This window comes from Bacillus cereus group sp. MYBK227-1, assembly GCF_051916325.1.
Taxonomy (GTDB): Bacteria; Bacillota; Bacilli; order Bacillales; family Bacillaceae_G; genus Bacillus_A; species Bacillus_A cereus.
The window spans coordinates 921759-946210 of record NZ_JBQAGK010000001.1; the positions used below are offsets into that span (position 1 = coordinate 921759).

Sequence of the window (24452 nt, forward strand, 5' to 3'; positions counted from 1 at the left end):
CGGAAATAATAGCGATTTTTTAAAACAGTTTTTACTTTTAATAGGAAGTTGTATTACAATATGTTAAAATTATTTCAATATATTTATTTAATATGAAATACAAAGAAGGAGAGTGAAAAAAGTGGATTTTCGATTTGAATTTACAACGAAGCTGAAAGAATACTTAGACGATGAGAAGGATGAAAAAATAATAAAAGATGGACACAGAGATGTAATTTTTCACTATTTATATGCGTTAGAGACTGAAATTGGCGTTGTTAAAAATCCTAATTTTACTTTTTTTGCATCAGGAAGACGTTCACATATAGTGTTAGAAAACGTTGAATTTAAAACAGAAGTAAATGTAAAAAGTAATATAATTGAAATTACAAAAATAGTGGATAATGTAGCTATTCCGTTAGATACTATCGTAGCGAAAGATCGGGAATTATTTGCACTTGGACGTAATGAGAAGTTTAGTGTACAAATATTAGAGCAGTATCTTTTTGATACATTTGGAGAAAAATTAGGTTTAAAATGAATGGAATAGCCTATGTATTTATGGGTAGTTAATTTTCATATATATCATTTACGTTTGACCTTTCATTTAATTTATACTACAATTCGTAGTGTGAAAGGAGTTGTACAATGTTTACTCAAAACTATAAGTTAAATGAGCACGGGTTAAATCATTTCTTTGGACCGCTTGAAGCGAAAATTATGGAGATTGTTTGGTCTAGCGATGGTATTACTATTAAAGAAGTGCAGCAGAAATTAAGTGAAGAATCACCTGTGAATTTTAACACTGTTATGACAGTTATGAACAGGTTAGTAGAGAAATTACACTTAGAAAAACAGACTGTGAAAAGAAGTGGTATATATCGTGCTGTACAAACAAAAGAAGAATTCTTATCCAATCAAACGAAGAAAATGACACAGGAATTGATGGGGGAATTTGGAGATTTAGTTGTAAATCATATGTTAGATGAGTTAGAGCAGGCTGATCCGACTTTAATAAAAAAGTTAGAAGACAAATTGAGTCAGTTAAAAAGAGAGGATTAATGAAATGAAATGGCAAATGCGTAAAATCGTATTGTTAGCAGTAATTGTTAGTATCCTCTTTTTCAGTATGTTAGTGTATTACGTTACATATCCATTTCTGTTTCAAAATAAGATGTTCCTTCTTTCAAATTTTTGTTTGTTCCAGTTAGAAAAACATATGAAAGAATTATCGCTGATTCGTATTATAATCGCTGGATTATTACTACTTACTGTATTAATCGTGTGCAAAAGAATTTGGCGACAATTTTTCTATAGTAAAAAATTACAAAAAGTACTTATCCCTTTCGTCCGAAAAAGAAAACAAATATATATATTGCCGACTACGGAAGTTGCGGCATTTACAATTGGGCTATTTCGTCCGAAAGTTGTCATGTCGGAAGGGTTGCTTCAAACATTTTCAGATGAAGAAATTGATGCGATTATTTTCCATGAAGAATATCATCAAAAGAATTGGGATCCGCTAAAATTATTTTGTTTTACGCTATTAGCAGAAGGAATGATGTACATACCGATATTAAAAGGGTTGTTACAGCGATATCATACGTATCAGGAGCTAGCTGCTGATAAATATGCGATGCGAAAAATGGAATCTTCATTTGAGTTAGGTAGCGCGTTATTAAAATTAATTAAAATAAAGACAATGGAAAATCGATGTGTTACAGCTTCATTTGCAAAAACAGCAATAAATTTACGAATCGAGCAAGTGTTAAATGAAAAGGTTGTTAAGCTTACTATTCCGTTACATACGAATTCGGTATATGTAACAGTAGGTTTATTCTGTATGTCGGTTGTACTTATTGTCGGAGAGTGCATATAGCCTCTTTTTTTAAGAATAAACACTACTCATCGTAGTGTTTAAGGGGGAATAAAATGAATGCAGCAGATTTAACAATTTGGCTTGTGGCTGGGGCGGGAGTATTGTCATTTATATCACCGTGCTCTTTACCGCTATATCCATCTTATTTATCTTATATTACAGGTGTGTCTATCCAAGATTTAAAAGAAAATCGTGGGATTATGCAAAAATCAGCGATTATACATACAGTATTTTTTATGATCGGATTTTCGGTTATATTTTACGCGTTAGGTTTATCGGTAAGCTGGATTGGAATAACATTTTCATCTAACCAAAAATTGATTCAACAAATTGGTGGGATTTTTATTGTTTTAATGGGGCTATTTATGACGGGCTTGTTTCAGCCTAAGTGGCTTATGGCAGAGAAAAAGGTGCAGTATAGAAGTAAATCGACTGGATATATTCGCTCGATTTTAGTCGGTATGACATATGCAGCGGGTTGGACGCCATGTGTTGGACCGATATTTTCAGCTGTACTCATGCTTGGCGCGACGAATCCTGAAGGGGCGCTTCTTTATATTACAGCGTATACTCTTGGGTTTGCGGTTCCATTTTTCGTGATGGCATTCTTTATTGGGAAGGTAAAATGGATTGTTACATATGCCAATGTCATGATGAAAATTGGCGGTGGAATGATGATTGTAACAGGTATTTTATTGTATACAAATCAAATGACGAAAATTACAGCATTCTTTATTCGTCTATTCGGTGGATTTACAGGTTTTTAAAAATGAGGAGGAAGAAAAGTGAAGAAAATAATTGCTATTATATTAGTAGGGGCACTCGTTTGGGCGGGGGTTAACTTTTATAATTCAAAGAAAGAAGAGAAGGAAAGAAAAGCGAAACAAGCAGAGTTACAGGAGAAAGAAGTATTACCACAAGTCGGTTTTAAAGCACCTAGCATCACATTAAAAGGATTAGACGGAAAGTTACAGTCGTTAAATGATGCCAAGGGAAAACCGTATATTATTAATTTTTGGGCATCATGGTGTGGGCCGTGTGAAATGGAGGCACCTGACTTAGTTCATATGTATGATAAATATAAAAAGGATGTTGAAATTTTTGCGGTGAATGCAACTGTTAGTGACCCAGTACAAGAAGCAAGCGCATTTGCTAATCGTTATGGTTTTGAGTTTCCTGTTCTACTAGATATGGATGGAGTAGCTGGACTAGATTATAAAGTATTCTCTTTACCGACGACATTTTTTGTTAATAAAGATGGAATTATAGTAGATCATGTACGAGGTGTATTACCACCAGATCAATTAGAAAAGAAATTTAAGAAATTGATTGAGAATTAAAAGGAGATTTGGTGACGATGGAGTGGATTGTGAGGTTACAACCCATATCTCTTATAATTGGAAGTCTATTTGGTTTTATGTTGATGAAACGAAAGATGAAGTATCAAAATGTATCATATGAAAAAATGATGGATGCCGTAACAAATGCTTTTCTTATCATCGTATTTGTATGGAAGTTTGCACCAGCAATTTTAAATCCTGTATGGGCTTTTGGGGCGCCGGTGCAAGCAATATTAGCTATTGGAAGTATGCAACATATTGTAGTAGGATGCGTAATTGCGAGTGTATACATTTTTTGGAAAAGTAAAAAGGAACAATTTTTGCTTCGTATTTTACTTGATGTACTCCCTTTTGGATTGTGTGTGTGCATTATCTTTTATTTTCTATTCCGTCATGAAGTAGGTGTACAAACGACACTACCATGGGGAATGAATATATATGAATCTAAATTTTTATATCATCCTATTTTCGTATATGAGATCATCCTTGCTCTTTGTATAATGGGCTTGTTATGGATGAAAAATGAAAGGCTCGGAAATGGAAAGAATATAAGTGTTTTTCTAATTATTGAGGGGTTTGCTCATATTATTATTTCGCTTGTTAGTGAACAAAATTCGGTTCTGTTTGGTCTATCAGCAGAGCAAATAATGAGCTTTTGTATTATTAGTTTAGGGATTTTGTTGGTGCCGAAAAAATAAAAGATAGCCATGTACAGAGAGTATCTGTATGGCTATCTTTTATAAGCATATTTCTTCATCATATGCTAAATCATTATATTGTAGAAATCTAAAAACCCCTTTATTAGGGGTTTTTAGGTTTCTATAGGTCTGCATGTGTTTCTTGTTTATCTGTATCCCATTTTGGAAGTTGTTTTGCTTGTTGACTTTCAGTAAAATTATTAAATCCAAAAGCAAGTATGCATGTAAAGGTTAAAATAGCTAAACTAATCTTTTTCATTATCTTAGTGCCTCCTTAGTTAATAATTTTTGTTTTGCTTCGTAAGTTTTGAAAAAATATTTTTGAGATTTCTCTATTTTATTCACTTTATGAAATTCTACTGCTAATAATTCGTAATATTCTTGTACATAATCGTATAATTCTTTACTGTTAAAATATGTAGTGCCTGCAATGATTGCGTTTTCTAAGTCGTCTAGAATACCAGTGTGTTGTGTTTTTAAGATAGTGAAATGGTGTTTATATTCTTGATTATTTAATTCATTACAAATTTCTAAGCCTTTTTGAACCCAATCGTTTGCAAGTTCTTTTTCATTTAAACTAAAATGTTCTTTGGCTTGTAGAAAATTGGCTTTTAGGTGTTTAGGTAATTTGTTTGTAACTATTGTAAGATGTCTAATAGCAAGGGTTGATAGATTTTGAGAAGAGTAGAGCCAACCTAAGTTATTTCGAACTTTTAAGATTAGTGTATCGTCTTTCAGCTTTTGTAAAATATTGATTGCTGAATTATAGTTCTCTTCGGCTTGTTCGAATTGTTTTAAATAAACAGAACATGAGCCTAAAATGTTTTCGCATAGAGCTATTTTAATTTCATAACGTGGATATTTTGAGAAAATCTCTTTAGCTTGATTTGCATAATTGATTGCTGTAAGTGGTTTGTTTGTATGGTGATTAAATATAGCAAATTTATATTTATATTCAGCTTCTTCTAGTTCGCCTGGTACATGTTTTAAAAGGGATTCAGCTTTTTCGTATTCTTTTTTTGCTTCATCATAATTTCCAATAATGGTAGCATGTTCAGCTTTAAAAAAGTGATAATAATAAGTAATAAAGTCTTCAGTTATTGGATTGTCTAAACGAACAATTTGACTAAAAGTATCATACTTAATGTTTGTCCAATCGGTTAGGACCTTATATTTAAAGTTTAGTAGGGAGTAGTAAAGCGATAGAGTTTGATCAGCTTCAATTTTATTAATCTGTTTCTCTATTTTTTCTTTTAATTGTTTCGCTTCAATTAATTGCTCCGCTACCATTACTTGATATAAAATGTTTAATTCGTTGACAATCTGTTCATGCCCTTTTAATAACACACTCATTATATATTCCCCCATTCGATAAAAGTATCCTAATTTAATTATTTCTATAATAGCAAAATAGAAGAAGTATAAGAGTGATTTTACCATATTTTTAAACAAAATTCTGAAAAAATAATTAATTTTTACATATTTCTTATTTTTATGTGAATATTACAAGTGCCTCTGGTAGTGGTGGGATGAATCTGACTCATGATACGTTAGCATCAATGGGAGGGATAGTTTTACTTGTAAATATGTTTTTAGGAGGATTGTTCGGATTGGGTTCAACTGTTAAGTTTTTAACAAAAATTTCACTTTCTTATTTAATAAAAACAGGATAATCCTCACTTTATAAGAATCATCCTGTTTTTATTGATATATTAAAAAATCGGCGGAGTAACAGAAAATAAGACTATCGCGTTTTTTTCAAAATGATTCACCCATTTATGCTTTAAATAAGCAGGTATTTTTACACTGTCGCCAGTTTCTAATACGTATTCTTCCTCATTTAAATATAATGTGATTTTCCCATCTAAGACAAATGCTAATTCTTCTCCTTTATGTTCTAGCACATTTTCTGATGAAGCTGTATTAGGCGGGACGGTCATAATTGCTGTTGCTAAATTTCCAGTGAAATCAGGTGAAAGCATTTCATATGATAAATTATCAATAATCATTTTCTTTCGTTTATGGGAACGTACAATTAAATCGTCTGTATTTGTATCTTCAAGTAAAAAGCTAAATGTTGGCACATCAAGAGCTTTAGCAAGCACTTTTAATGTTTGGATAGAAGGGTTAGCGGACCCGCGCTCAATTTGACTTAACATTGATGGTGTAATATCGGCCATCTTTGCTAGTTCTTTACTAGTTAAACCTTTTTCTTTTCTTTGTTTTTCAATTTTTTTACCAATATCTATATTTTCCATAATGAAAATCTCCTTAATAATTATTAAATTATATTTAAATAAATTAAATTAAAATTAACTTAATGGGATTATTTGTGTTAAACTATATTAAAATTAATTTAATTATAATTTATTGTATGGTGAGCTACAAGGATATAAGGAGGAAACAAAATGAAAGAAATAGGGGCATTACAAGCAGAATATCCATTAGTGAATAAGCTTATTGCAACAGAAGAAGTATTTTGGATAAATCCAAACATAGAAAAGTATGAAACAGCAATAAAAGATTCACCACTTAATGAAGAGAATGTAAAAGATGCGGAAGAGAGATTAAAGCGTTTTGCACCATATATTGCGAAAGTTTTTCCTGAAACGAAAGGGGCGAACGGCATAATCGAATCACCTTTAGTGAAAATACCTTCTATGAAAGAAGCTTTAGAGAGAAAATATGAGCAACCTATTTTAGGAGAATTATTATTAAAATGTGATAGTCATCTTCCAATATCAGGATCAATTAAAGCTAGGGGCGGTATTTATGAAGTGTTGAAACATGCTGAGCAACTAGCATTGCAGCACGGAATGGTAACAGAAGAAGATAATTATTACGTTTTAGATAGTGATACATGTAGAGAGTTTTTCTCGAAATATTCAATTGCAGTAGGTTCTACAGGGAATTTAGGACTTAGCATAGGGATTATGAGTGCGAATCTAGGTTTTAATGTAACTGTTCATATGTCAGCAGACGCAAAAGAATGGAAGAAAGATTTATTAAGAAGTAAAGGTGTAAACGTTATTGAATATGAAGATGATTATAGCAAAGCAGTAGAAGAAGGAAGAAGACAAGCGGATGCGGATCCTAGCTGTTATTTTGTAGACGATGAAAACTCGCATGATTTATTTTTAGGATACGCAGTAGCAGCATCACGATTACAAAAGCAATTAGAAGAGTTAGAGGTTGTAGTAGATGAAAATCATCCTTTATTTGTTTATCTTCCGTGCGGAGTAGGAGGAGGACCTGGCGGAGTAGCATTCGGTTTAAAGTTATTGTATAAAGATAATGTTCATTGTTACTTTGCAGAGCCAACACATTCTCCTTGTATGTTACTCGGCTTAATGACAGGCCTTCATGACAAAATTTCCGTTCAAGATATCGGAATTGATAATGTAACAGATGCGGATGGACTTGCGGTAGGAAGGCCATCTGGATTTGTCGGTAAAACGATGGAACCATTTTTGAGTGGGAATTACACAGTAAGCGATGAAGAGTTATATAGATTGTTAAAAGAGCTAGCTGATACGGAGAATATTTATTTAGAGCCTTCTGCACTAGCAGGTATGATAGGGCCAGTGAAAGTATGTAAAGAAGATGAGTATTTACAAAAGCTACAGTTAACAGAGAAGGTGAAAAAAGGTACTCATATTGTGTGGGGAACGGGTGGAAGTATGGTTCCAAACGATATAATGGATGAATATTATAGGAAAGGTTTGGAATTAACGATATAAGAAAAATGAGGCTAGTTGTAGCCTCATTTTTTCATGTACATAAAAATCTTTGTTATTTTCACAATAGTTCTTTATAGTATATATAAAGGATAACTAATATTGAATAAATACAACAAAAAGCTTTATTTTACATAATAAGAGGATGTGTATACGATGTCATTACAGACTAAATATATAGCGGGTATTTCGCTTGGGGTTATGGGTGTCGGCTTTGCGGCTTCTATCCCTTTTCAAGGAACGATAGCTGGAGAGATTATACAAGGGGGATTTGAAGCTGGGTTAGTTGGCGGGCTTGCAGATTGGTTCGCAGTTACAGCATTATTCCGTCACCCGATGGGAATACCAATTCCGCATACAGCTTTGTTACCTAAAAATCGTAAACGAGTAACGAAAGGGCTCATCAATACGTTAGAAAATGAATGGCTGACGAAAGAAAGTATTACGAATAAAGTAAAAGAGATGCAGTTAGCACAAATGGTACTGCAAATTGCTGAGAGAGAAATGCAGTCTGATGCTGTGAAAAAGGGGATTGTAACGATTGCAGAGAAAGCAATTGTTACAATAGATACAGAAAAGTTAGCTGTTATTATTGAAAAAGAATTAAAAACATATTTGCATACAATTAATACAAGTAACATTTTACAAGTGCTTGTTGATCAATTAGTTGTGCAAGAATATGATGAAAAGACACTTGATTACATATTAGTGAAGGTAAAAGATTGGACAGCGCAAGATGAAGCTCGTTACCAGCTCGGTAGTTTAGGTATGAAGGCGATGGAAAATATAAAAGTAGATGGATTCTTGCAGTTTACTTTGAAATCATTTATGAATATTGTAGATGAAGATAAAATTGGCGGCATTTTGCAGAAGTTTATCATTAGTAATATTAACAGCTTACAAGAGGCTGATAATAGCACAAGACAACTTATATTAGCGAAGATTCGTCAAGAAATTATAAATGTAAAAGAAAATGAAGCCTTATTACAGGAATTAGAAAATTGGAAAGAAAAGTGGATTGCGAATTGGAATGCTACTGACAAAATAAAAGAGATGCTAGAGCAAGTACAACAAAGAGCAGTTGCTTTTGTAAATAATGAAGAATTTACTGATAAATATGTTATTCCATTTTTACAAAAACAAATGAACAAAATAAAAGAAGATGAACAAACTGTTCAAAAAATAGAGGAGTGGTTACAAAAGCAAGTTGTTACACTTGTGGAAAAAAACCATTCGAAAATCGGTAAGCTTGTACAAGAAAATCTTGATAAGTTAGATGATAAAACGTTAATCGAAATGATTGAAAATAATGTCGGTAAAGATTTGCAGTGGATCCGAGTAAACGGGGCGGTTTGCGGATTTATGATTGGATTAGTGTTAGAAGGAATTAAAGCGATTATATGAGAAAAACCTTCCGCAATTGCGGAAGGTTTTTTATTTTTCGAGAACACTCATATTCAAATTATAAGCTTTCACAATATTTAACTTGTACGTGCCATTTCCAGTTTTAATCGAATTTTTATACCAATGTTCTTGGTTGTTTAATTCTGGATGTTCTTCTGAAGAAGTATTTTCGTTTTTCGTTAAATCTTCTACTTGTTCCCAAGGTGTGCTTCCGTGTGTTTCTTTTTGATTTGTTACTGCTGTTAAAGATACATCACTCTCTTTTGCAAGATGGACAGATACTCTTGAGCTTTCCTGTACAAACCAATTATTTTGTAATTGACCTGGATAAAGAGATAGTTCGTTATTTGAAGCACGGATTTCCACATTTTTATTTTGCGGAAGAACAAGCGTTGGTTTCACCTGTGGTGCTGAATTAAAAAACGTATGCTGAACAGGTAATGATTTTAAAGTGATATACATCGTTTCTCCAGCCGTTTGAACTGAAAGGAAATCATCTTGTTTTAAATTGAGTTTTTCATTTGCTTTCGTCGTCATTTCATAAGTTCCCAAAAGGTGAATTTGATTTGTATTATTTCCCTCTATCGTTAGAGGCTGATGGCCTGCATCTACTACGATTTTTTTAATAGATTCAGGTATATCAAATTGTCCGTCTGGAATATTACTCGTTTGCCTCGTTGTGTTAATAGAGTGACGAACTTCTTCTAGTAATCCAGTTGATAATAAACAGTAAAAAGCAATTCCGACGCTTCCTAAAACACCGATAAAGAAAATACTAAAAATATCATATTTAATAAATGATTGTTCCTTCTTAGAAAATAGAAGGTATAGTAAAACTTCAGCTCCAAGTATGATAAGTAAAACTGGCCACCATGCAGTTAGTGTATCTAATACTTGAATTCCTTTTACGACTGAAAATAGTAAAAAGCACCCTAACGATATAATAGAAAGCCCCATTGAGAATGTTCCAACACGCCAAGTCCTCATTCGCTTGTCCCACCTTTGTTTTCTTTATTTCCAAGTAACAATTTAAAGCCGCCGCCAATTAAAAGGAGCGCAACGATAGATGTCTGGAAATAGCGATAATATAGTTCACTAAGATGAATATTAAATATAGTTACAAAATAATCATTCAAAATAGGAAGGACTGTTTGATTTAATAAATAATAACCACCGAGTGTAATTAATCCGATACCGATCCATCTTTGATGATTTATAAAATAATCGATAATGGGTTCGTCTTGTACTCGTTCTTTTCCGTATTTTGCTGTTTGCTGTAACGCATCAAAAAAGCTATAGAACCAAATGATTGGTACTAAAAATAAAAATGCAGAAAGTCTTAATAAGTCGAGTAAATAAATAGATAGTAAGAAGGCTGCCATAAGCTGAAGACCACGGCGTTGTAAACCTAAATACATATGCCCTGCTCCAGGGAACATCGCTAAAATAGAAGCAAATGTTTTACTTTTCTTTCCCTGCTCTTGATGTTCTTCAAAATCTTCGAAAATAGTACGGTCAATTAATTGCTCGTCGCGTTCTTTTTTCTGTAGTTGCTGAACAACGTCAAAGAAATTATAAATCCATAAAACAGGTAACGTAATAAGGAAGATAAGGAAACTTCCTTGAGATGTTAATAAAGTCACAAATATAATCATGCTGCCTAAGCCAGCGCAAGCGACTAAAAACGTAAGACCGCGTTGCATAAGTCCTAATTGGAAATGGCCAAGTCCAGGGATGATAGATAGGAGAATGATATAAAATCGTTCGCTCTCTTTAGAGGAATTTATCAATTCTCCAGCTTCTTGTTTTTTCGTTTGTTTTATAATGGTGATAACTAAATCTAGTAAGTTAATTGCCCATAGAACGGCTAGTAAAAATAGAGAAAGAAAAGCAATATCACGTTCTCTTACTACTATGGTACAAAATACTGCAAAGGAGAATAGAAATAAAGATCCTCCGCTATATAAAATAAACCGTCCTAGCTTTTTTAAGTATAAATGTCCAAGCCCAGGAATTAGCCCTAATACAAGTGCTAAAAAGGGGTTTTTATTCATGCTTTAAACCTCCGTTCTTTTTTGATGTATCTACCGATTTGTTTACAATTTGTTGTGAGATAGAAGACTCGTTATGTTTTGAAGATTTCTCGAAATTTGATGTCGCTGTAAAAATATATTGGAATAAACCACTTACCATAAAAATAATCGTAGCTGCAGTCGCAATTATGTAGTGAATAATTGTGCGTTTTAGTGAGTTCGTTTTTATATTTTCATTAGGTTGTAGCGTTTCAAAATTAATTTGCGTCATAACTTCGTTCGTAAATGAATCATCATTTATCATTGGAAGGTTTTCATGTTGTTCATCAATACTTTCCATATAAAGTGTTAAACAATGATCACATTCGTAAAGATGTTCTTCCATAGATTCACGTTTATTGTTTTCTATAAAATCTAATGTATAATTGCGCCAATCTTCTTTTGAATAATGCATCATAGAAACTCTTCCTCCTTCCAATGTTTTTTAATCCATTTTCGTGCCCGATACAGTTTCATTTCGACTGTTTTTACTTCGATGTTTTCCTGTAAAGCAATTTCTTGATAACTTTTTTCTTCTAAGTAATGTGCGAGAACGACGTCACGGTAATTTTCGGGAAGTTCTCTCAGTTTTTGAGCAATGAGTAATTTCTGCTCTTTCGTCAATAATAAAGCCTCAATATTATGAGAGGACTTTATATTTTCCTCAGCTTCTTTACATAAGGAGAGTTCTTCACTTTCTCTAGCTTTCTTCCTCTTATAATCAATAGCGTGATTGGTGGCAATACGCGCCATCCACGTTTTTAATCCGCGAAATTGATAATTTGGGAGAGAGGTGTGAATTTTTACGAATACTTCTTGTGTAACATCTTTCGCATCTTCTTCATGTCTTAAAATAGAAAAGATAACTTGAAAAATATAATGACGATATGTTTGTACAAGGATACGAAAAGCATGCTCGCTTCCTTGCTGTGCTTTTTCAATTAATTGTTTTTCCTCAATGGGTCTCTCCCTCCTTTTTGACGCATTCTATTATATAGACGTAAAGAATGATAAGTCACCCTACACATATTGTAAAAAAAGAATAATATATTTTTTGCAGGAGAGCTAGATGAAAAAAGGTGTGAAAAAATGGTAAAGAGAAGTATATAATGAGCAAGTAGGAAATGTTACACGGAGAAAGGATGTGAATGTTAGTAGGGGAAGGGCCATACTAACAAACATGAAAATTAAAATATTAATAGCGGATGATAACTCTTTTATTAGAGAGGGCATGAAAATTATTTTAAATACATACGAAGAGTTCGAAGTAGTAGATACTGTAAATGATGGGGAAGAAGCTGTAGCATATTGTAAAAAGCATGAAGTTGATATTGCTCTTTTAGATGTTCGCATGCCAAATATGAACGGGGTAGAGGCGACGAAGTTCATTTGTGAAGAGACGAAAACAAAACCGCTTATTTTAACGACGTTTGATGATGATGAATATATTTTGGATGCAGTAAAAAACGGAGCGAAAGGTTATTTGTTAAAAAATAACGATCCGGAGCGTATTCGTGATGCGATAAAAGGAGTATATAACGGTCAAACTGTTATGCAAGATGTTGTCCTCGATAAAATTAAGTCTAATTTAATGGAAAGTAAAGAGGAAGAATGTAAAATTGATAAGAGCCTTTTCACAGAAAGGGAGCTTAGTATTATCGCATTAATTGCAAAAGGTTTCTCGAATAAAGAAATTTCGAAACAGCTTTTTATATCTGAAGGAACAATTGCAAATTATATTACGTCAGTTTTAGGGAAAACTGGACTTGAACATCGCACACAAATTGCGATTTATTACTTAACAGGGAAAGTAGATTAGTGATATGGAATTTTGGCTAACTGTAAGTAAATTAATTGTCTTTTTATATATTGTGTTTAGTTATATTTACGCAAATGTAGTAAATTTACCTTGGGTTATATTTACTTTACTTATTTACCTCTCTGTAAACGTAATGATTTCTATATTTAAAAAAGATACGTATAAAAAATTATTAATCTGTATGTCAATTGGCATAATTATGTTATTTACATGGAGGGTTCATCCATTTTTTATTTTGTTTTTACCTTTGAACTTATACGAAATTACATTCCATTACATAGAAAAGAATTGGCCACGCTTTGTTGTTATGATGCTCCCAATTACGATTGCAGATGAAAGTATTCGAATGACTTATGGATTAATTGTTGCATTTTCTTTTCTCGTTTTAACTATAGCAGATCGATATATATCGCGTGTAGTAAAGCTTGAATCGCAAAATGATAAGATGCGAAAAGATATGCAACGACTTACGAAAAGCTTACATGAAAATAAAGAGTACATAAGACAATCTGAATACACATTTAAGCTAGAAGAGAGAAATCGGTTATCGCAAGAAATTCATGATAAAATTGGTCACTCGATGACGGGTGCACTTATTCAAATGGAAGCAGCAAAAAGGTTAATGGAAATAGATAAAGAAAAATCTGCGGAGTTATTACAAAATGCAATTCACATTTCAAAAGATGGAATTGAAAGTATTCGCATTACATTAAAAAATATGAAGCCTCCAACTGAGCAAATTGGCATTCATCGTATGAAATTATTCATAGAGGAATTTGCCGGTAAGAATGATGTGAATATTCCTTTTGTATACAAAGGGAACTTAGATATGATTTCTCCTATTCAGTGGAAAATTATCGGTGAGAATGTTACAGAAGCACTAACAAATGCAATGAAATATGCTGATGCGACAGTTATTTCTATAGATATTCATGTACTTAACAAGATGGTTAAGGTGCAAGTGAAGGATAACGGAAAAGGGGTAGCTCTTGTTAAAAAAGGTCTCGGTATTATGGGGATGGAGGAGCGAACGGCGTCTGTAAACGGAAAAATTATTGTAGATGGGACAAGTGGTTTTTCAGTAACGATGTTGTTGCCAATATAAAGAGAATGGTACGAGGATGAACCATCTCATATGAAAAAAGTGAATATTCTCATGTGAAAAGAATGAACTTCTGCACTGAGCAGGTTCATTCTTTTTGTTTATACTAAAAGCAGAGAAACCGAAATAGGGGTGAAAATGATGAATACATTAGAAATTAAAAATTTAACGAAAAAATTTGGTGATTTCATCGCAGTTGATAATATGTCTTTATCTATTAAAGAAGGAGAAATATTTGGCTTTTTAGGATCAAATGGTGCTGGTAAGAGTACAACGATAAATATGATTGCTGGTTTGTTAAGAAGTAATGAAGGTGAGATTAGCATACTAGGAAAAAATATAAAGAAACATAATCGATTTGCGAAAATGAATATCGGTATTGTTCCGCAAGATATTGCGATTTATGAAGAGTTAACTGCCTATGAAAATGTGAAATTCTTTGCTGGATTGTACGGGTTACGAGGAGCCGAATTAAAAGCTAGGGTAGAGGAAGCTCTTAAATTTGTAGGACTTAGTGATAAACAGAAAAGCTATCCGAAGAACTTTTCTGGTGGGATGAAGCGAAGACTGAATATCGCTTGTGCAATTGCTCATAGACCGAAGTTAATTATTATGGATGAGCCGACAGTTGGAATTGATCCACAGTCAAGAAACTACATTTTGCAGTCAGTACGTAAATTAAATGAAATGGGAAGTACAATTATTTATACGAGTCACTACATGGAAGAGGTAGAAGAGATTTGTACGAAAATAGCGATAGTAGATCACGGTAAAGTAATTGCAGAAGGTACGAAAGAACAGTTAAAAGCAATTATTACTGACACGAAAGATATTTGGATTGAAGTGAAATCGGTAGAGAATTTAGATGTAGAAAAATTAAAAGAGATAAACGGTGTGAAAGCAGTTCAAATTGAAGAAAACGTAATTAAAGTGAATTCTGATGCGGGATTAAATAATTTAAATAAAATCATTCAACACTGTATCAATCATGATATTGAAATTCGTTCATTAGAGGAGCAGGCTCCCAACTTAGAAACAGTATTTCTTACCTTAACCGGAAGAAACTTACGAGATAAATAAAAGGTAAATGAAGAAAAGGTAAAGGGAGGTTCATCAATTGAACATCTTCAATATTGCAATTATGCACATTAAAAGAGAATTTAGAGACGTAAGAACTTTAGTTTTTATGTTAGCATTTCCGATTGTACTTATGCTTGTGTTAGGAACAGCGTTAAGTAATGCATTTAATAGCGATAGTCATACTATTAAAGATATACAAGTGATATACAAAGATGAAGCAAATGGTACGTTTTCTCAATCATTTGAAGCATTTGCAAAAGAAGTAAGTAAATCTGGTATTTACTTTAAGAAAGTTTCTGAAGAGGTAGATGGAAAAGAAAAAGTAAAACAAAACAAATACGCTGCGTATGTAGAATTGAATAAGGACGGGGTAAAGTTTTACGGAAGTGATAGAAGTAGTATTGAAAGTAGCATAGTTGAAGGAATGATGACTACATTTGTTGATAAGTACAATGTAGTAGTTGAGATTGAGAAAGTAGACCCTAGTAAAATTAGCACAATAATTCCGAATGGAGAACGTAATGAGTATATTAAAGAAACGGCATTACAAGCGACTAAAAAACCAGGTTCTATGGATTACTATGCAATTGTAATGACAACGATGGTTGCTTTGTATGGTGCGATGGGAGCAAGTAATTTAATTAGAGGCGAACGAATACGTAAAACAGGAGATCGTCTCATTGCTGCACCTATAACGAAAGCGGAAATTTTTATCGGGAAAATATTGGGTAATATGGTGGCGAATGCACTGTGCATACTACTTGTCGTTTTATTTAGTAAATTTGTTTTTCAAGCTAACTGGGGCGATCATCTTGGAGTTGTCTTACTTATTTTACTAACAGAAGTCCTTTTAGCAACTAGCTTCGGCCTCGGCATCGGATATATTACAAAAACAGGTGAAGCATCTAGAGCAATTATTTTAGTTATCGTACAACTAGCTTCTATTTTTGGCGGGGCATACTTCGTAGTAGAAGAAAATTTCATTACGAATTTATCACCATTAACGTGGGCAAACACTGCCGTTATGAAAATTATTTATGCAAATGATGTAGGGGCGGCACTACCAGTCATCTCTTTAAATATCGGAATCTCAGCACTCTTTTTATTCATATCGATTATCGCATTACGCAGACGGGAGGGGCTATAGTATGAAAGATATTTTATGGCTTATGCAAAAAACATTATCAGTCCTTTTGAAAAATAAAAAAGGGTTACTCATTATTATTAGCTTGCCGATAATAGGAACGTTAATCTCCTTTTCAATATATGGAAATGCGGGGCAAGGGACGTTAAATATCGGAGTTATAAATAAAGAAAATGAGTCGATAGCAAATGATACGGTGAAATTTTTAGAAGAAATCAATCATGTAAAAGTAAGTAAAGTGAAAGAATCTGAAGTAGAAGATAAACTCACTTCAAAAAAACTTGATGGAGTGATTACGTTACAGTCTGGTTTTTCAGAAAGTGTCCGAGAAGGAAAACCAAGCAATATTGAAATTTCATCGATTAAAGGTGATCAAGTAACAGCGTTTATTAAGTCATATTTGTACAATTATATTGATAATGTAGCAGCGATAAGTAAAGTAGCAGGAACAGATCAAAGTGCATTTGATACGATGTACGCAGGATATCAAAAAAGTTCATTTAAAGTGAAGACTGAGACGTTAGAAGATACTTCGAAAAATAAAGATATGACGAACCAAACCATGGGTTATCTTATTATGTTTATGTTATTTTCAGCAGTGAACTTATCAGGCTATATTTTAAAAGAAAAAGAGAATAGAACGTACTTTAGATTATTATCCACGCCGATAGATGGAAAGAAATTTATATTATCTAACGTCGGGGTAAATATGATTATATTAACAGTACAAATTATGATTACAATCCTATTCTTAACGAATGTTTTTCATACGAATATCAATATGCCCTTCATCGTTATGGTTGGTGTACTGATGATATTTGCTTTAATAGCGATTGGAATGTCGTTAGTAATTGTTGCTTTTTCAAAAAACTCATCATCGGCAAATGCGATGCAAAACATGGTCATTGTACCAACATGCTTACTAGCGGGTTGTTATTTCCCATATGACATTATGCCAAGTGCAGTACAAAAAGTAGCTAATTTTCTTCCACAGCGCTGGTTGTTAGACACAGTATCGAAACTACAACAAGGAATACCATTCTCGGAGTTGTATTTAAACATTTTAATTTTATTCGCTTTCGCAATTGCATTCTTCTTAATTGCGATTTATAAGTTTGGAAGAAATAATGATGCGAGAAATTTTGTTTAATGTGAAAAGGATGTGACGTTAAGTCACATCCTTTTTTGTATGAAGCATGAAATCTAAATTTGAATGACAAAATAGAAAGGTGGAAAGAAAATGATCGGAAGGAAATCAAAATGATTAAAAAAATATTGCGAGTTACTTCTATTGCTATTGCTATTTTCGTTTTTATTTTAATTTGGGTTCATATTGACGTTACACTCGGAAGAAAAATGGAAGCCGGGAAAAACATGCCGACAGAGTATGCGCCTCATTATAGTGACTTTCAATTATATGTAGAAGGGAAGTCTTTTTATAAACAATTATTTACTGATATAAGAGAAGCGAAAAGCTCCATTTACACGTATTTCTTCATTTTGTCGGATGATAAAAGTAGCCATACTTTTTTAAACTTATTAAAAGAGAAGGCAAAAGAAGGGGTAAACGTCTATTTATCCGTTGATCGCATTAATGATTTATCATTTGAAAGAAAGATGAAAAATGAATTGCAGGAAAATGGTGTGCATTTTACATATAGTAGAAAACCTGAATTACCATTCGGCTTTTATTCTCTTCATCATCGTAATCATCGCCGTATTACGACGATTGATGGGGAGATTGGCTATACAGGCGGATTTAATATAGGAGATGAGTACTTAGGGAAAGATAAGCGATTTGGATATTGGCGTGATTATCATGTACGACTTAAAGGAGAAGGAGCAAAAGATTTAGAACAGCAATTCGCTTTAGACTGGAAACGAGATACGAAAGAAGAGATAAAGAGAAGTACGAATAAAGCTAGTAAAGGGAATACATTACATACTATGACTAGTTACAATGGGCATTACGTTGCTGAAAAATATATAGAGCTCATAAAACAAGCTCAGCACTCCATTGTAATTGCAACACCGTATTTTATAGCGAAAAATAAAGAATCTATGAATGCTTTAATCGCGGCGCAAAAGCGTGGTGTTACAGTAAAAATACTTTGGTCATATAAACCGGATCTACCTCTTATAAAAGAAGCGGCGTATCCATACATACGTCAAGCTGTTAATAATGGAATTACTGTATATGGTTATAAAAAAGGAATGTTCCATGGTAAATTAATGCTTATTGATAATGAATTAACCGTTATTGGTACAACAAACTTTACTTCGCGTAGCTTCAATATAAATGATGAAATGAATTTTTATATTTATGGTGGTCCTATTGTAGGACAAGTTAATAAGGCGTTAACAGAGGATTTTCATGATTCGAAAGAAATGACGAAAGAGTTTTTTGAAAAGTTATCTTTTTGGGAGCGTTGTAAGGAGAAAGTGGCGGGATTGGTTGACTTCTATTTGTGATGATGAATTAGGAAAGGGTGCCTACAAAAGGCACCCTTTTTTGGTGGGAAATCATTATTTTTCATGCACCAGCATCGTAACATCATCATTAATCAACGTCCCCACATGTTCGCCTAAACATATTTTCTTCATGACACCAGGCTCATCAAAGTTAAAGACGTGTGCTGGTAAATTGTAGTCCCGGGCAAGCAGTAATGCCGCTTGATCCATGACTTGTATATTTTGTCTAACGACATCATTATAGTTTAGTTTGCTGTACATTTTTGCTGATTTATTATGCTTTGGATCACTTGTAAAGACGCCATCGACCCCTTGTTTTGCGACTAATATGGCATCACTATTCATCTCGATGGCTCTTTGTACACTTGGATAATCTGTCGTCACGAACGGTTGGCCGTTTCCGCCTCCAAAGATAACGATATAACCGTTATCTAAATGGTGGACTGCACGCAAGCGAATGTATGGTTCAGCTACTGCATTAAATGGAATGGAAGTCATAACGCGTACTTCTCTATTTGTTTTACTTGTTAAAACACCGCGAAGCATTAAGCTGTTAATGATTGTACCTAACGTACCGATATTATCAGCTTCTACTCGATCGATTCCCCATTCTTCAGCTAGATGCCCCCTAAAAATGTTACCGCCACCGATGACGATGGATACTTCTATACCTAAATCAACAATGGATAAAATTTCGTTTGCGATATGTTCTAATCGTTTGGAGTTAAAGCTATTTCCAGTTTGATCGGCAAGTGCACCGCCGCTTAATTTAATTAAAACACGTTTATATGGTCTCATAACAATTCCCCCTATATAGATCGCAATAAAAAAGGAACAAAGGCGAATGCCTTTGTTCCTTTTTAAGAAAATGAAAAAGAAAAGAAGAAGATAGAACGAATTGCTTTGTATAGTTTTTCATAACATCCACTCCTTTTCATTTTGATTTGTTGTAAGTATATATCTTTTTGATTATACGCAATAATCTGATTGCTTATCAAGTTTATTTTATCGTTTTTTAACAAAATGGTGTCAATGAAAAAAAGAAGAAAAATATTTGAATTTTTTGTGACGAACTTGTAGGTTTTTGTATGATTTTGTAGGTTCGCTTATAAGATGTGTGAGTAGCTTTTATAAATTCAAATTGAAAGCGTTCGCATGAAGGGGATGAACATAAATGAAAAAATTCGGATTGGCAACACAAATTTTTGTCGCGCTTGTTTTAGGGATTGTAGTAGGGGCAGTCTTTTATGGCAATAAAACGGCGATTTCTTATATCACACCAATTGGGGATATATTTATTCACTTAATTAAGATGATTGTAGTACCAATTGTTATTTCAGCATTAATTGTTGCAGTAGCTGGTGTAGGAGATATGAAAAAGCTTGGGAAACTAGGCGGTAAGACAATTCTTTATTTCGAAATTATTACGACGATTGCTATTTTAATGGGATTACTTGCAGCGAATATATTCCAACCAGGTACTGGCGTTGATATGAGTAATTTACAGCAAAGTGATATTTCTTCTTATAAACAAACTGCAGATGCAACAGAGAAGAAAGGTTTTGCTGAGACAATTGTTCACATTGTACCGAAAAACGTATTTGAATCGATTGCACAAGGTGACCTATTACCGATTATATTCTTCTCAGTATTGTTCGGCTTAGGAGTTGCGGCAATTGGGGAAAAAGGAAAGCCTGTTTTTAACTTTTTTGAAGGCGTACTCGAAGCCATGTTTTGGGTTACAAATCAAGTTATGAAATTTGCACCATTTGGTGTATTCGCATTAATTGCCGTTACGGTTGCAAAATTTGGTGTAGCGACATTACTTCCGCTAGGAAAACTAGTGCTAGCTGTATACGTAACTGTTATACTATTCGTTGTGATTGTATTAGGTATTAATGCACGAATGGTTGGAGTAAACATTTTTACATTAATGAAAATTTTAAAAGAAGAATTGATTCTTTCGTTTACGACAGCAAGTTCAGAAGCTGTTTTACCTAATATAATGAGAAAAATGGAAGAGTTCGGTTGTCCAAAGGCAGTTGCCTCTTTCGTAATTCCGACAGGTTATACATTTAACTTGACTGGATCGGCTATTTATCAAGCGTTAGCGGCATTGTTTGTTGCACAAATGTACGGTGTGCACATGTCACTAACGGAGCAAATAACGTTATTATTCGTTCTCATGTTAACATCCAAAGGTATGGCGGGAGTTCCAGGTGCATCGTTCGTTGTTGTATTAGCAACGTTAGGTTCAATGGGGTTACCACTAGAAGGTATCGCATTAATTGCGGGAATTGACCGCATTTTAGATATGATTCGCTCATCTGTCAATGTATTAGGAAATGCATTAGCGGCCATTGTTATGTCGAAGTGGGAAGGCGAATTCGATAATGAGAAAGCAAAACAATATGTAGAAACAGTCAAAGAAACAAAAGCAGCATAAGAAATCGTTAAGGAGTGAATAATCATGGCAACATTAACTGAAGTTAAAAATGGTGTTCGAATTGAAAAAGATTTTTTAGGTGAAAAAGAAGTACCAAACTATGCATACTACGGCGTACAAACAATGCGTGCAGTTGAAAACTTCCCAATTACAGGATACAAAATCCATGAAGGTTTAATTAAAGCGTTCGCAGTTGTAAAAAAAGCAGCAGCGCTTGCGAATACAGATGTAGGAAGATTGGAATTAAACAAGGGCGGTGCGATCGCAGAAGCTGCTCAAGAAATTCTTGATGGAAAATGGCATGATCATTTCATCGTAGATCCAATCCAAGGCGGAGCGGGTACTTCAATGAACATGAATGCAAATGAAGTCATTGCCAATCGTGCGCTTGAATTATTAGGAATGGAAAAGGGAGACTATCATTATATTAGTCCAAATAGTCATGTAAATATGGCCCAATCAACAAATGATGCATTCCCAACGGCGATTCATATCGCAACGTTAAATGCATTAGAAGGCTTATTACAAACGATGGGTTATATGCATGATGTATTTGAATTAAAAGCAGAACAGTTCGATCATGTGATTAAAATGGGACGTACACATTTACAAGACGCTGTGCCAATTCGCCTTGGACAAGAATTTAAAGCGTACTCTCGTGTACTTGAACGTGATATGAAACGCATTCAGCAATCGCGTCAACACTTATATGAAGTGAACATGGGAGCAACTGCAGTTGGTACAGGCTTAAATGCAGACCCAGAATATATTGAAGCAGTTGTAAAACATTTAGCTGCAATTAGTGAACTACCACTAGTTGGTGCAGAAGACTTAGTAGATGCAACGCAAAATACAGATGCATACACAGAAGTATCTGCAGCACTTAAAGTATGTATGATGAATATGTCTAAAATTGCGAATGACCTTCGCTTAATGGCGTCAGGTCCACGTGTTGGTTTAGCAGAAATTATGTTACCAGCTCGTCAGCCAGGTTCATCTATTATGCCAGGGAAAGTAAACCCTGTTATGCCAGAAGTTATTAACCAAATTGCGTTCCAAGTAATTGGTAATGACCATACAATTTGCCTTGCTTCAGAAGCAGGACAATTAGAATTAAACGTGATGGAACCAGTACTTGTTTTCAACTTACTGCAATCAATTAGCATTATGAATAACGGTTTCCGTGCCTTTACAGATAATTGCTTAAAAGGAATTGAAGCGAATGAAGATCACTTAAAAGAGTATGTTGAGAAGAGTGTAGGAATTATTACAGCCGTGAACCCTCATATCGGTTATGAAGCTGCAGCTCGCGTTGCGAAAGAAGCAATCGCGACAGGGCAATCCGTTCGAGAACTTTGTGTGAAAAATGGTGTACTGTCACAAGAAGACTTAGAGTTAATTCTAGATCCATTCGAAATGACGCACCCAGGGATTGCAGGAGCAACTCTTTTAAAGAAAAATTAAAAGAAGAGGGGGGACAAGCCCCTCTTTTTTGTTTACAATATAGAAATGCTATATATGAATAGAGGTAGGGATGTTATGAGCAAGTTTACAGTAGCTTCTAATGGTGCATTAGAAACAACATTAAGAGGAGCAGAAGTATTATCAACACCACTTTTAAATAAAGGGGTAGCTTTCACACAAAATGAAAGAGAAGAGTTAGGTTTAAAAGGGTTATTACCGCCAGCGGTTTTAACGTTAGAAGAACAGGCACGCCGAGCATACGAACAATTTAGTTCTCAGCCGGATGATTTATTAAAGAATGTATACTTAACTGCGTTACATGATCGAAATGAAGTATTATTTTATCGTATATTAACAGATCATTTACGTGAAATGTTACCGATTGTATATACACCAACTGTCGGTGTAGCAATTCAAAGATATAGTCATGAATATCGTAAACCACGTGGTGTTTATTTATCGATTAACGATCCATCAGGTATTGAAGAAGCATTCACCAATATTGGTGCAACAGCTGAGAACATTGATTTAGTCGTTGTAACAGATGGAGAAGGCATATTAGGAATTGGTGACTGGGGCGTTGGTGGTATTAACATTGCAATCGGAAAGCTAGCTGTTTATACGGCCGCAGTTGGAATCGATCCTAGCCGCGTATTACCGGTAATTTTAGATGTAGGTACAAACCGTGAGGAACTATTAAACAATCCATTTTATATTGGAAATCGTCACCCTCGTATAACAGGTGAAGCTTACGATGAATTTATTGATACGTTTGTACAAGCGGTAAATAAACAATTCCCGAAAGCACTTTTACATTGGGAAGACTTTAGCTCTCGTAACGCACGAAAAATTTTAGATAAATACCGTCATGACGTTTGTACGTTTAATGATGATATTCAAGGTACAGGTGCAGTTTCACTTGCGGCAGTATTATCGGCAGTGAAAGCTTCTGGTGTACCGCTAAGTGAACACCGCGTTGTTGTATTTGGTGCTGGTACGGCTGGAATCGGTATCGCAGATCAAGTTAGAGATGCGATGGTTCGCGTAGGCGTATCTGAAGAAGAATCATATAAGCGTTTCTGGTGTATTGATCGTAACGGGTTAGTTACAGATAATATGGAAGATCTTCTTGATTTCCAAATTCCGTACGCAAGAAAAGAAGCAGAAGTAAGTGAGTGGAAAGAAAATGATGTGATCGGACTTGCTGAAGTTGTGAAACATGTAAAACCGACAATTTTAATTGGTACATCTACTGTTGCAGGTGCATTTAAAGAAGAGATTATTAAAGAAATGGCTTCTCACGTAGAAAGACCAATCATTTTACCAATGTCGAATCCAACGCCACTTGCTGAAGCAAAACCAGCAGATTTAATCGAGTGGACAGAAGGAAGAGCGTTAGTTGCAACAGGAAGTCCATTTGAACCAGTTACATATAACGGTGTAACGTATGTGATTGGACAATCAAATAATGCACTTATTTTCCCAGGGCTTGGTCTTGGAACAATTGTAGTACGAGCAAGCGTCATGACGGATGGAATGTTCGCAGCGGCTGCTGAAGCAGTTGCAAGTATGGTAGATACAAGTCAGCCAGGAGCACCTATTTTACCAGAGGTCGAAGAATTACGTAATATCTCAGAAATGGTTGCAATTGAAGTAGCGAAAGTTGCAGTTGCAGAAGGTGTTGCAAGAGTGAACTCAAGTGATAACGATATCAAGATGGCAGTGCAAGAAGCAATGTGGAAGCCAGAGTATCGCCAAATAAAAGCGGTAGAAAAGGTTAGAATATAGAAAAAAAGCCCGTTTATAACAATAAGCG

General features: G+C 34.2%; 26 protein-coding genes. 18 read left to right on the forward strand and 8 right to left on the reverse strand.

Going from position 1 to position 24452, the window contains the following annotated elements; genetic code table 11:
* The first annotated feature begins 121 nt into the window (after positions 1-121).
* From ACTFRM_RS05020 to ACTFRM_RS05045, 6 genes are all read left to right on the forward strand, one after another.
* Positions 122-520, forward strand: a complete 399-nt coding sequence (locus ACTFRM_RS05020) for a DUF3942 family protein (protein WP_000347525.1) — start codon at positions 122-124, stop codon at positions 518-520.
* 107 nt (positions 521-627) lie between these two features.
* Positions 628-1041, forward strand: coding sequence for a BlaI/MecI/CopY family transcriptional regulator (locus tag ACTFRM_RS05025; RefSeq protein WP_000495053.1), 414 nt, complete (start codon positions 628-630; stop codon positions 1039-1041).
* Between the two features lie 4 nt (positions 1042-1045).
* Entirely contained in the window at positions 1046-1858 is an 813-nt protein-coding gene (locus ACTFRM_RS05030) for a M56 family metallopeptidase (protein ID WP_000871940.1), read from the forward strand.
* Positions 1859-1911: 53 nt separating this feature from the next.
* Positions 1912-2625 (forward strand): cytochrome c-type biogenesis protein CcdA, encoded by a 714-nt coding sequence (gene ccdA / locus ACTFRM_RS05035; RefSeq protein WP_000990443.1) that lies wholly within the window; start codon positions 1912-1914, stop codon positions 2623-2625.
* An 18-nt stretch (positions 2626-2643) separates the two neighbouring features.
* A complete protein-coding gene (locus ACTFRM_RS05040) occupies positions 2644-3198 on the forward strand; it encodes a TlpA family protein disulfide reductase (RefSeq protein WP_000719879.1) in 555 nt (184 codons plus the stop codon).
* Positions 3199-3215: 17 nt separating this feature from the next.
* Positions 3216-3896 carry a prolipoprotein diacylglyceryl transferase family protein gene (locus ACTFRM_RS05045; protein ID WP_440043107.1) on the forward strand — a complete coding sequence of 227 codons (681 nt, stop codon included), beginning with the start codon at positions 3216-3218 and terminating at the stop codon, positions 3894-3896.
* Positions 3897-4017: 121 nt separating this feature from the next.
* On the opposite strand, the gene ACTFRM_RS05050 is transcribed toward ACTFRM_RS05045, so the two are convergent.
* Both ACTFRM_RS05050 and ACTFRM_RS05055 read right to left on the reverse strand, forming a co-directional pair.
* The gene (locus ACTFRM_RS05050) at positions 4018-4155 is read right to left on the reverse strand and encodes a hypothetical protein (RefSeq protein WP_000724012.1); all 138 of its coding nucleotides are present in this window, start codon (positions 4153-4155) and stop codon (positions 4018-4020) included.
* Positions 4155-5249, reverse strand: coding sequence for a tetratricopeptide repeat protein (locus tag ACTFRM_RS05055; protein WP_000114849.1), 1095 nt, complete (start codon positions 5247-5249; stop codon positions 4155-4157). Before ACTFRM_RS05055 ends, ACTFRM_RS05050 begins: the two co-directional genes overlap by 1 nt.
* A 143-nt stretch (positions 5250-5392) precedes the next feature.
* On the opposite strand from ACTFRM_RS05055, the gene ACTFRM_RS05060 reads away from it, so the two are divergent.
* A complete protein-coding gene (locus ACTFRM_RS05060; protein ID WP_002040916.1) occupies positions 5393-5569 on the forward strand; it encodes a hypothetical protein in 177 nt (58 codons plus the stop codon).
* Between the two features lie 39 nt (positions 5570-5608).
* On the opposite strand, the gene ACTFRM_RS05065 is transcribed toward ACTFRM_RS05060, so the two are convergent.
* Positions 5609-6154 carry a helix-turn-helix domain-containing protein gene (locus tag ACTFRM_RS05065; protein ID WP_000427637.1) on the reverse strand — a complete coding sequence of 182 codons (546 nt, stop codon included), beginning with the start codon at positions 6152-6154 and terminating at the stop codon, positions 5609-5611.
* Positions 6155-6304: 150 nt separating this feature from the next.
* Between ACTFRM_RS05065 and ACTFRM_RS05070 the strand changes: the two genes are divergently transcribed.
* Positions 6305-7636, forward strand: a complete 1332-nt coding sequence (locus ACTFRM_RS05070; RefSeq protein ID WP_000658541.1) for a D-serine ammonia-lyase — start codon at positions 6305-6307, stop codon at positions 7634-7636.
* Positions 7637-7789: 153 nt separating this feature from the next.
* Entirely contained in the window at positions 7790-9037 is a 1248-nt protein-coding gene (locus ACTFRM_RS05075) for a DUF445 domain-containing protein (RefSeq protein WP_000058303.1), read from the forward strand.
* A gap of 30 nt (positions 9038-9067) precedes the next feature.
* Here the strand turns inward: ACTFRM_RS05075 and exsE are convergent, their stop codons facing one another.
* Genes exsE through ACTFRM_RS05095 form a run of 4 tightly spaced genes read right to left on the reverse strand, consistent with a single transcriptional unit; the run spans position 9068 to position 12069 of the window.
* The gene (exsE, locus tag ACTFRM_RS05080; RefSeq protein WP_173600489.1) at positions 9068-10024 is read right to left on the reverse strand and encodes an exosporium protein ExsE; all 957 of its coding nucleotides are present in this window, start codon (positions 10022-10024) and stop codon (positions 9068-9070) included.
* Positions 10021-11091: a hypothetical protein gene (locus ACTFRM_RS05085; protein ID WP_001039113.1), complete on the reverse strand. Its 1071-nt coding sequence runs from the start codon at positions 11089-11091 to the stop codon at positions 10021-10023. The genes exsE and ACTFRM_RS05085 overlap by 4 nt, the downstream gene beginning before the upstream one ends.
* On the reverse strand, positions 11084-11527 hold the full coding sequence (locus tag ACTFRM_RS05090) for a hypothetical protein (protein WP_000972342.1): 444 nt from the start codon (positions 11525-11527) through the stop codon (positions 11084-11086). Before ACTFRM_RS05090 ends, ACTFRM_RS05085 begins: the two co-directional genes overlap by 8 nt.
* The gene (locus tag ACTFRM_RS05095) at positions 11524-12069 is read right to left on the reverse strand and encodes an RNA polymerase sigma factor (protein ID WP_256737415.1); all 546 of its coding nucleotides are present in this window, start codon (positions 12067-12069) and stop codon (positions 11524-11526) included. Before ACTFRM_RS05095 ends, ACTFRM_RS05090 begins: the two co-directional genes overlap by 4 nt.
* A 220-nt stretch (positions 12070-12289) precedes the next feature.
* On the opposite strand from ACTFRM_RS05095, the gene ACTFRM_RS05100 reads away from it, so the two are divergent.
* From ACTFRM_RS05100 to cls, 6 genes are all read left to right on the forward strand, one after another.
* Positions 12290-12928, forward strand: a complete 639-nt coding sequence (locus tag ACTFRM_RS05100; protein ID WP_000694093.1) for a response regulator transcription factor — start codon at positions 12290-12292, stop codon at positions 12926-12928.
* Between the two features lie 4 nt (positions 12929-12932).
* Positions 12933-14033: a sensor histidine kinase gene (locus tag ACTFRM_RS05105; protein WP_000397690.1), complete on the forward strand. Its 1101-nt coding sequence runs from the start codon at positions 12933-12935 to the stop codon at positions 14031-14033.
* Positions 14034-14171: 138 nt separating this feature from the next.
* Positions 14172-15110 carry an ABC transporter ATP-binding protein gene (locus tag ACTFRM_RS05110; protein ID WP_001093804.1) on the forward strand — a complete coding sequence of 313 codons (939 nt, stop codon included), beginning with the start codon at positions 14172-14174 and terminating at the stop codon, positions 15108-15110.
* A 37-nt stretch (positions 15111-15147) separates the two neighbouring features.
* Positions 15148-16257 (forward strand): ABC transporter permease, encoded by a 1110-nt coding sequence (locus ACTFRM_RS05115; protein WP_001020163.1) that lies wholly within the window; start codon positions 15148-15150, stop codon positions 16255-16257.
* A gap of 1 nt (position 16258) precedes the next feature.
* Positions 16259-17404, forward strand: coding sequence for an ABC transporter permease (locus ACTFRM_RS05120; RefSeq protein WP_000651904.1), 1146 nt, complete (start codon positions 16259-16261; stop codon positions 17402-17404).
* A gap of 110 nt (positions 17405-17514) precedes the next feature.
* Positions 17515-18726, forward strand: a complete 1212-nt coding sequence (gene cls / locus ACTFRM_RS05125; protein WP_000591898.1) for a cardiolipin synthase — start codon at positions 17515-17517, stop codon at positions 18724-18726.
* Between the two features lie 54 nt (positions 18727-18780).
* Here the strand turns inward: cls and pyrH are convergent, their stop codons facing one another.
* A complete protein-coding gene (gene pyrH, locus ACTFRM_RS05130) occupies positions 18781-19524 on the reverse strand; it encodes a UMP kinase (protein WP_001248059.1) in 744 nt (247 codons plus the stop codon).
* A 376-nt stretch (positions 19525-19900) separates the two neighbouring features.
* On the opposite strand from pyrH, the gene ACTFRM_RS05135 reads away from it, so the two are divergent.
* From ACTFRM_RS05135 to malS, 3 genes are all read left to right on the forward strand, one after another.
* Positions 19901-21172 carry a cation:dicarboxylate symporter family transporter gene (locus tag ACTFRM_RS05135; protein WP_000713293.1) on the forward strand — a complete coding sequence of 424 codons (1272 nt, stop codon included), beginning with the start codon at positions 19901-19903 and terminating at the stop codon, positions 21170-21172.
* Between the two features lie 24 nt (positions 21173-21196).
* Positions 21197-22636 carry an aspartate ammonia-lyase gene (aspA, locus tag ACTFRM_RS05140; RefSeq protein ID WP_440043109.1) on the forward strand — a complete coding sequence of 480 codons (1440 nt, stop codon included), beginning with the start codon at positions 21197-21199 and terminating at the stop codon, positions 22634-22636.
* Between the two features lie 75 nt (positions 22637-22711).
* On the forward strand, positions 22712-24424 hold the full coding sequence (gene malS / locus ACTFRM_RS05145) for an oxaloacetate-decarboxylating malate dehydrogenase (protein ID WP_002182641.1): 1713 nt from the start codon (positions 22712-22714) through the stop codon (positions 24422-24424).
* Positions 24425-24452: the final 28 nt, after the last annotated feature.

Coding starts and splice junctions, on each gene's coding strand:
- ACTFRM_RS05025 (WP_000495053.1), top strand. CDS start 628: ATGTTTACTCAAAACTATAAGTTAAATGAGCACGGGTTAAATCATTTC.
- ACTFRM_RS05030 (WP_000871940.1), top strand. CDS start 1,046: ATGAAATGGCAAATGCGTAAAATCGTATTGTTAGCAGTAATTGTTAGT.
- ccdA (WP_000990443.1), top strand. CDS start 1,912: ATGAATGCAGCAGATTTAACAATTTGGCTTGTGGCTGGGGCGGGAGTA.
- ACTFRM_RS05045 (WP_440043107.1), top strand. CDS start 3,216: ATGGAGTGGATTGTGAGGTTACAACCCATATCTCTTATAATTGGAAGT.
- ACTFRM_RS05050 (WP_000724012.1), bottom strand. CDS start 4,155: ATGAAAAAGATTAGTTTAGCTATTTTAACCTTTACATGCATACTTGCT.
- ACTFRM_RS05055 (WP_000114849.1), bottom strand. CDS start 5,249: ATGAGTGTGTTATTAAAAGGGCATGAACAGATTGTCAACGAATTAAAC.
- ACTFRM_RS05065 (WP_000427637.1), bottom strand. CDS start 6,154: ATGGAAAATATAGATATTGGTAAAAAAATTGAAAAACAAAGAAAAGAA.
- ACTFRM_RS05070 (WP_000658541.1), top strand. CDS start 6,305: ATGAAAGAAATAGGGGCATTACAAGCAGAATATCCATTAGTGAATAAG.
- ACTFRM_RS05075 (WP_000058303.1), top strand. CDS start 7,790: ATGTCATTACAGACTAAATATATAGCGGGTATTTCGCTTGGGGTTATG.
- exsE (WP_173600489.1), bottom strand. CDS start 10,024: ATGAGGACTTGGCGTGTTGGAACATTCTCAATGGGGCTTTCTATTATA.
- ACTFRM_RS05085 (WP_001039113.1), bottom strand. CDS start 11,091: ATGAATAAAAACCCCTTTTTAGCACTTGTATTAGGGCTAATTCCTGGG.
- ACTFRM_RS05090 (WP_000972342.1), bottom strand. CDS start 11,527: ATGATGCATTATTCAAAAGAAGATTGGCGCAATTATACATTAGATTTT.
- ACTFRM_RS05100 (WP_000694093.1), top strand. CDS start 12,290: ATGAAAATTAAAATATTAATAGCGGATGATAACTCTTTTATTAGAGAG.
- ACTFRM_RS05105 (WP_000397690.1), top strand. CDS start 12,933: ATGGAATTTTGGCTAACTGTAAGTAAATTAATTGTCTTTTTATATATT.
- ACTFRM_RS05110 (WP_001093804.1), top strand. CDS start 14,172: ATGAATACATTAGAAATTAAAAATTTAACGAAAAAATTTGGTGATTTC.
- ACTFRM_RS05120 (WP_000651904.1), top strand. CDS start 16,259: ATGAAAGATATTTTATGGCTTATGCAAAAAACATTATCAGTCCTTTTG.
- cls (WP_000591898.1), top strand. CDS start 17,515: ATGATTAAAAAAATATTGCGAGTTACTTCTATTGCTATTGCTATTTTC.
- pyrH (WP_001248059.1), bottom strand. CDS start 19,524: ATGAGACCATATAAACGTGTTTTAATTAAATTAAGCGGCGGTGCACTT.
- ACTFRM_RS05135 (WP_000713293.1), top strand. CDS start 19,901: ATGAAAAAATTCGGATTGGCAACACAAATTTTTGTCGCGCTTGTTTTA.
- aspA (WP_440043109.1), top strand. CDS start 21,197: ATGGCAACATTAACTGAAGTTAAAAATGGTGTTCGAATTGAAAAAGAT.
- malS (WP_002182641.1), top strand. CDS start 22,712: ATGAGCAAGTTTACAGTAGCTTCTAATGGTGCATTAGAAACAACATTA.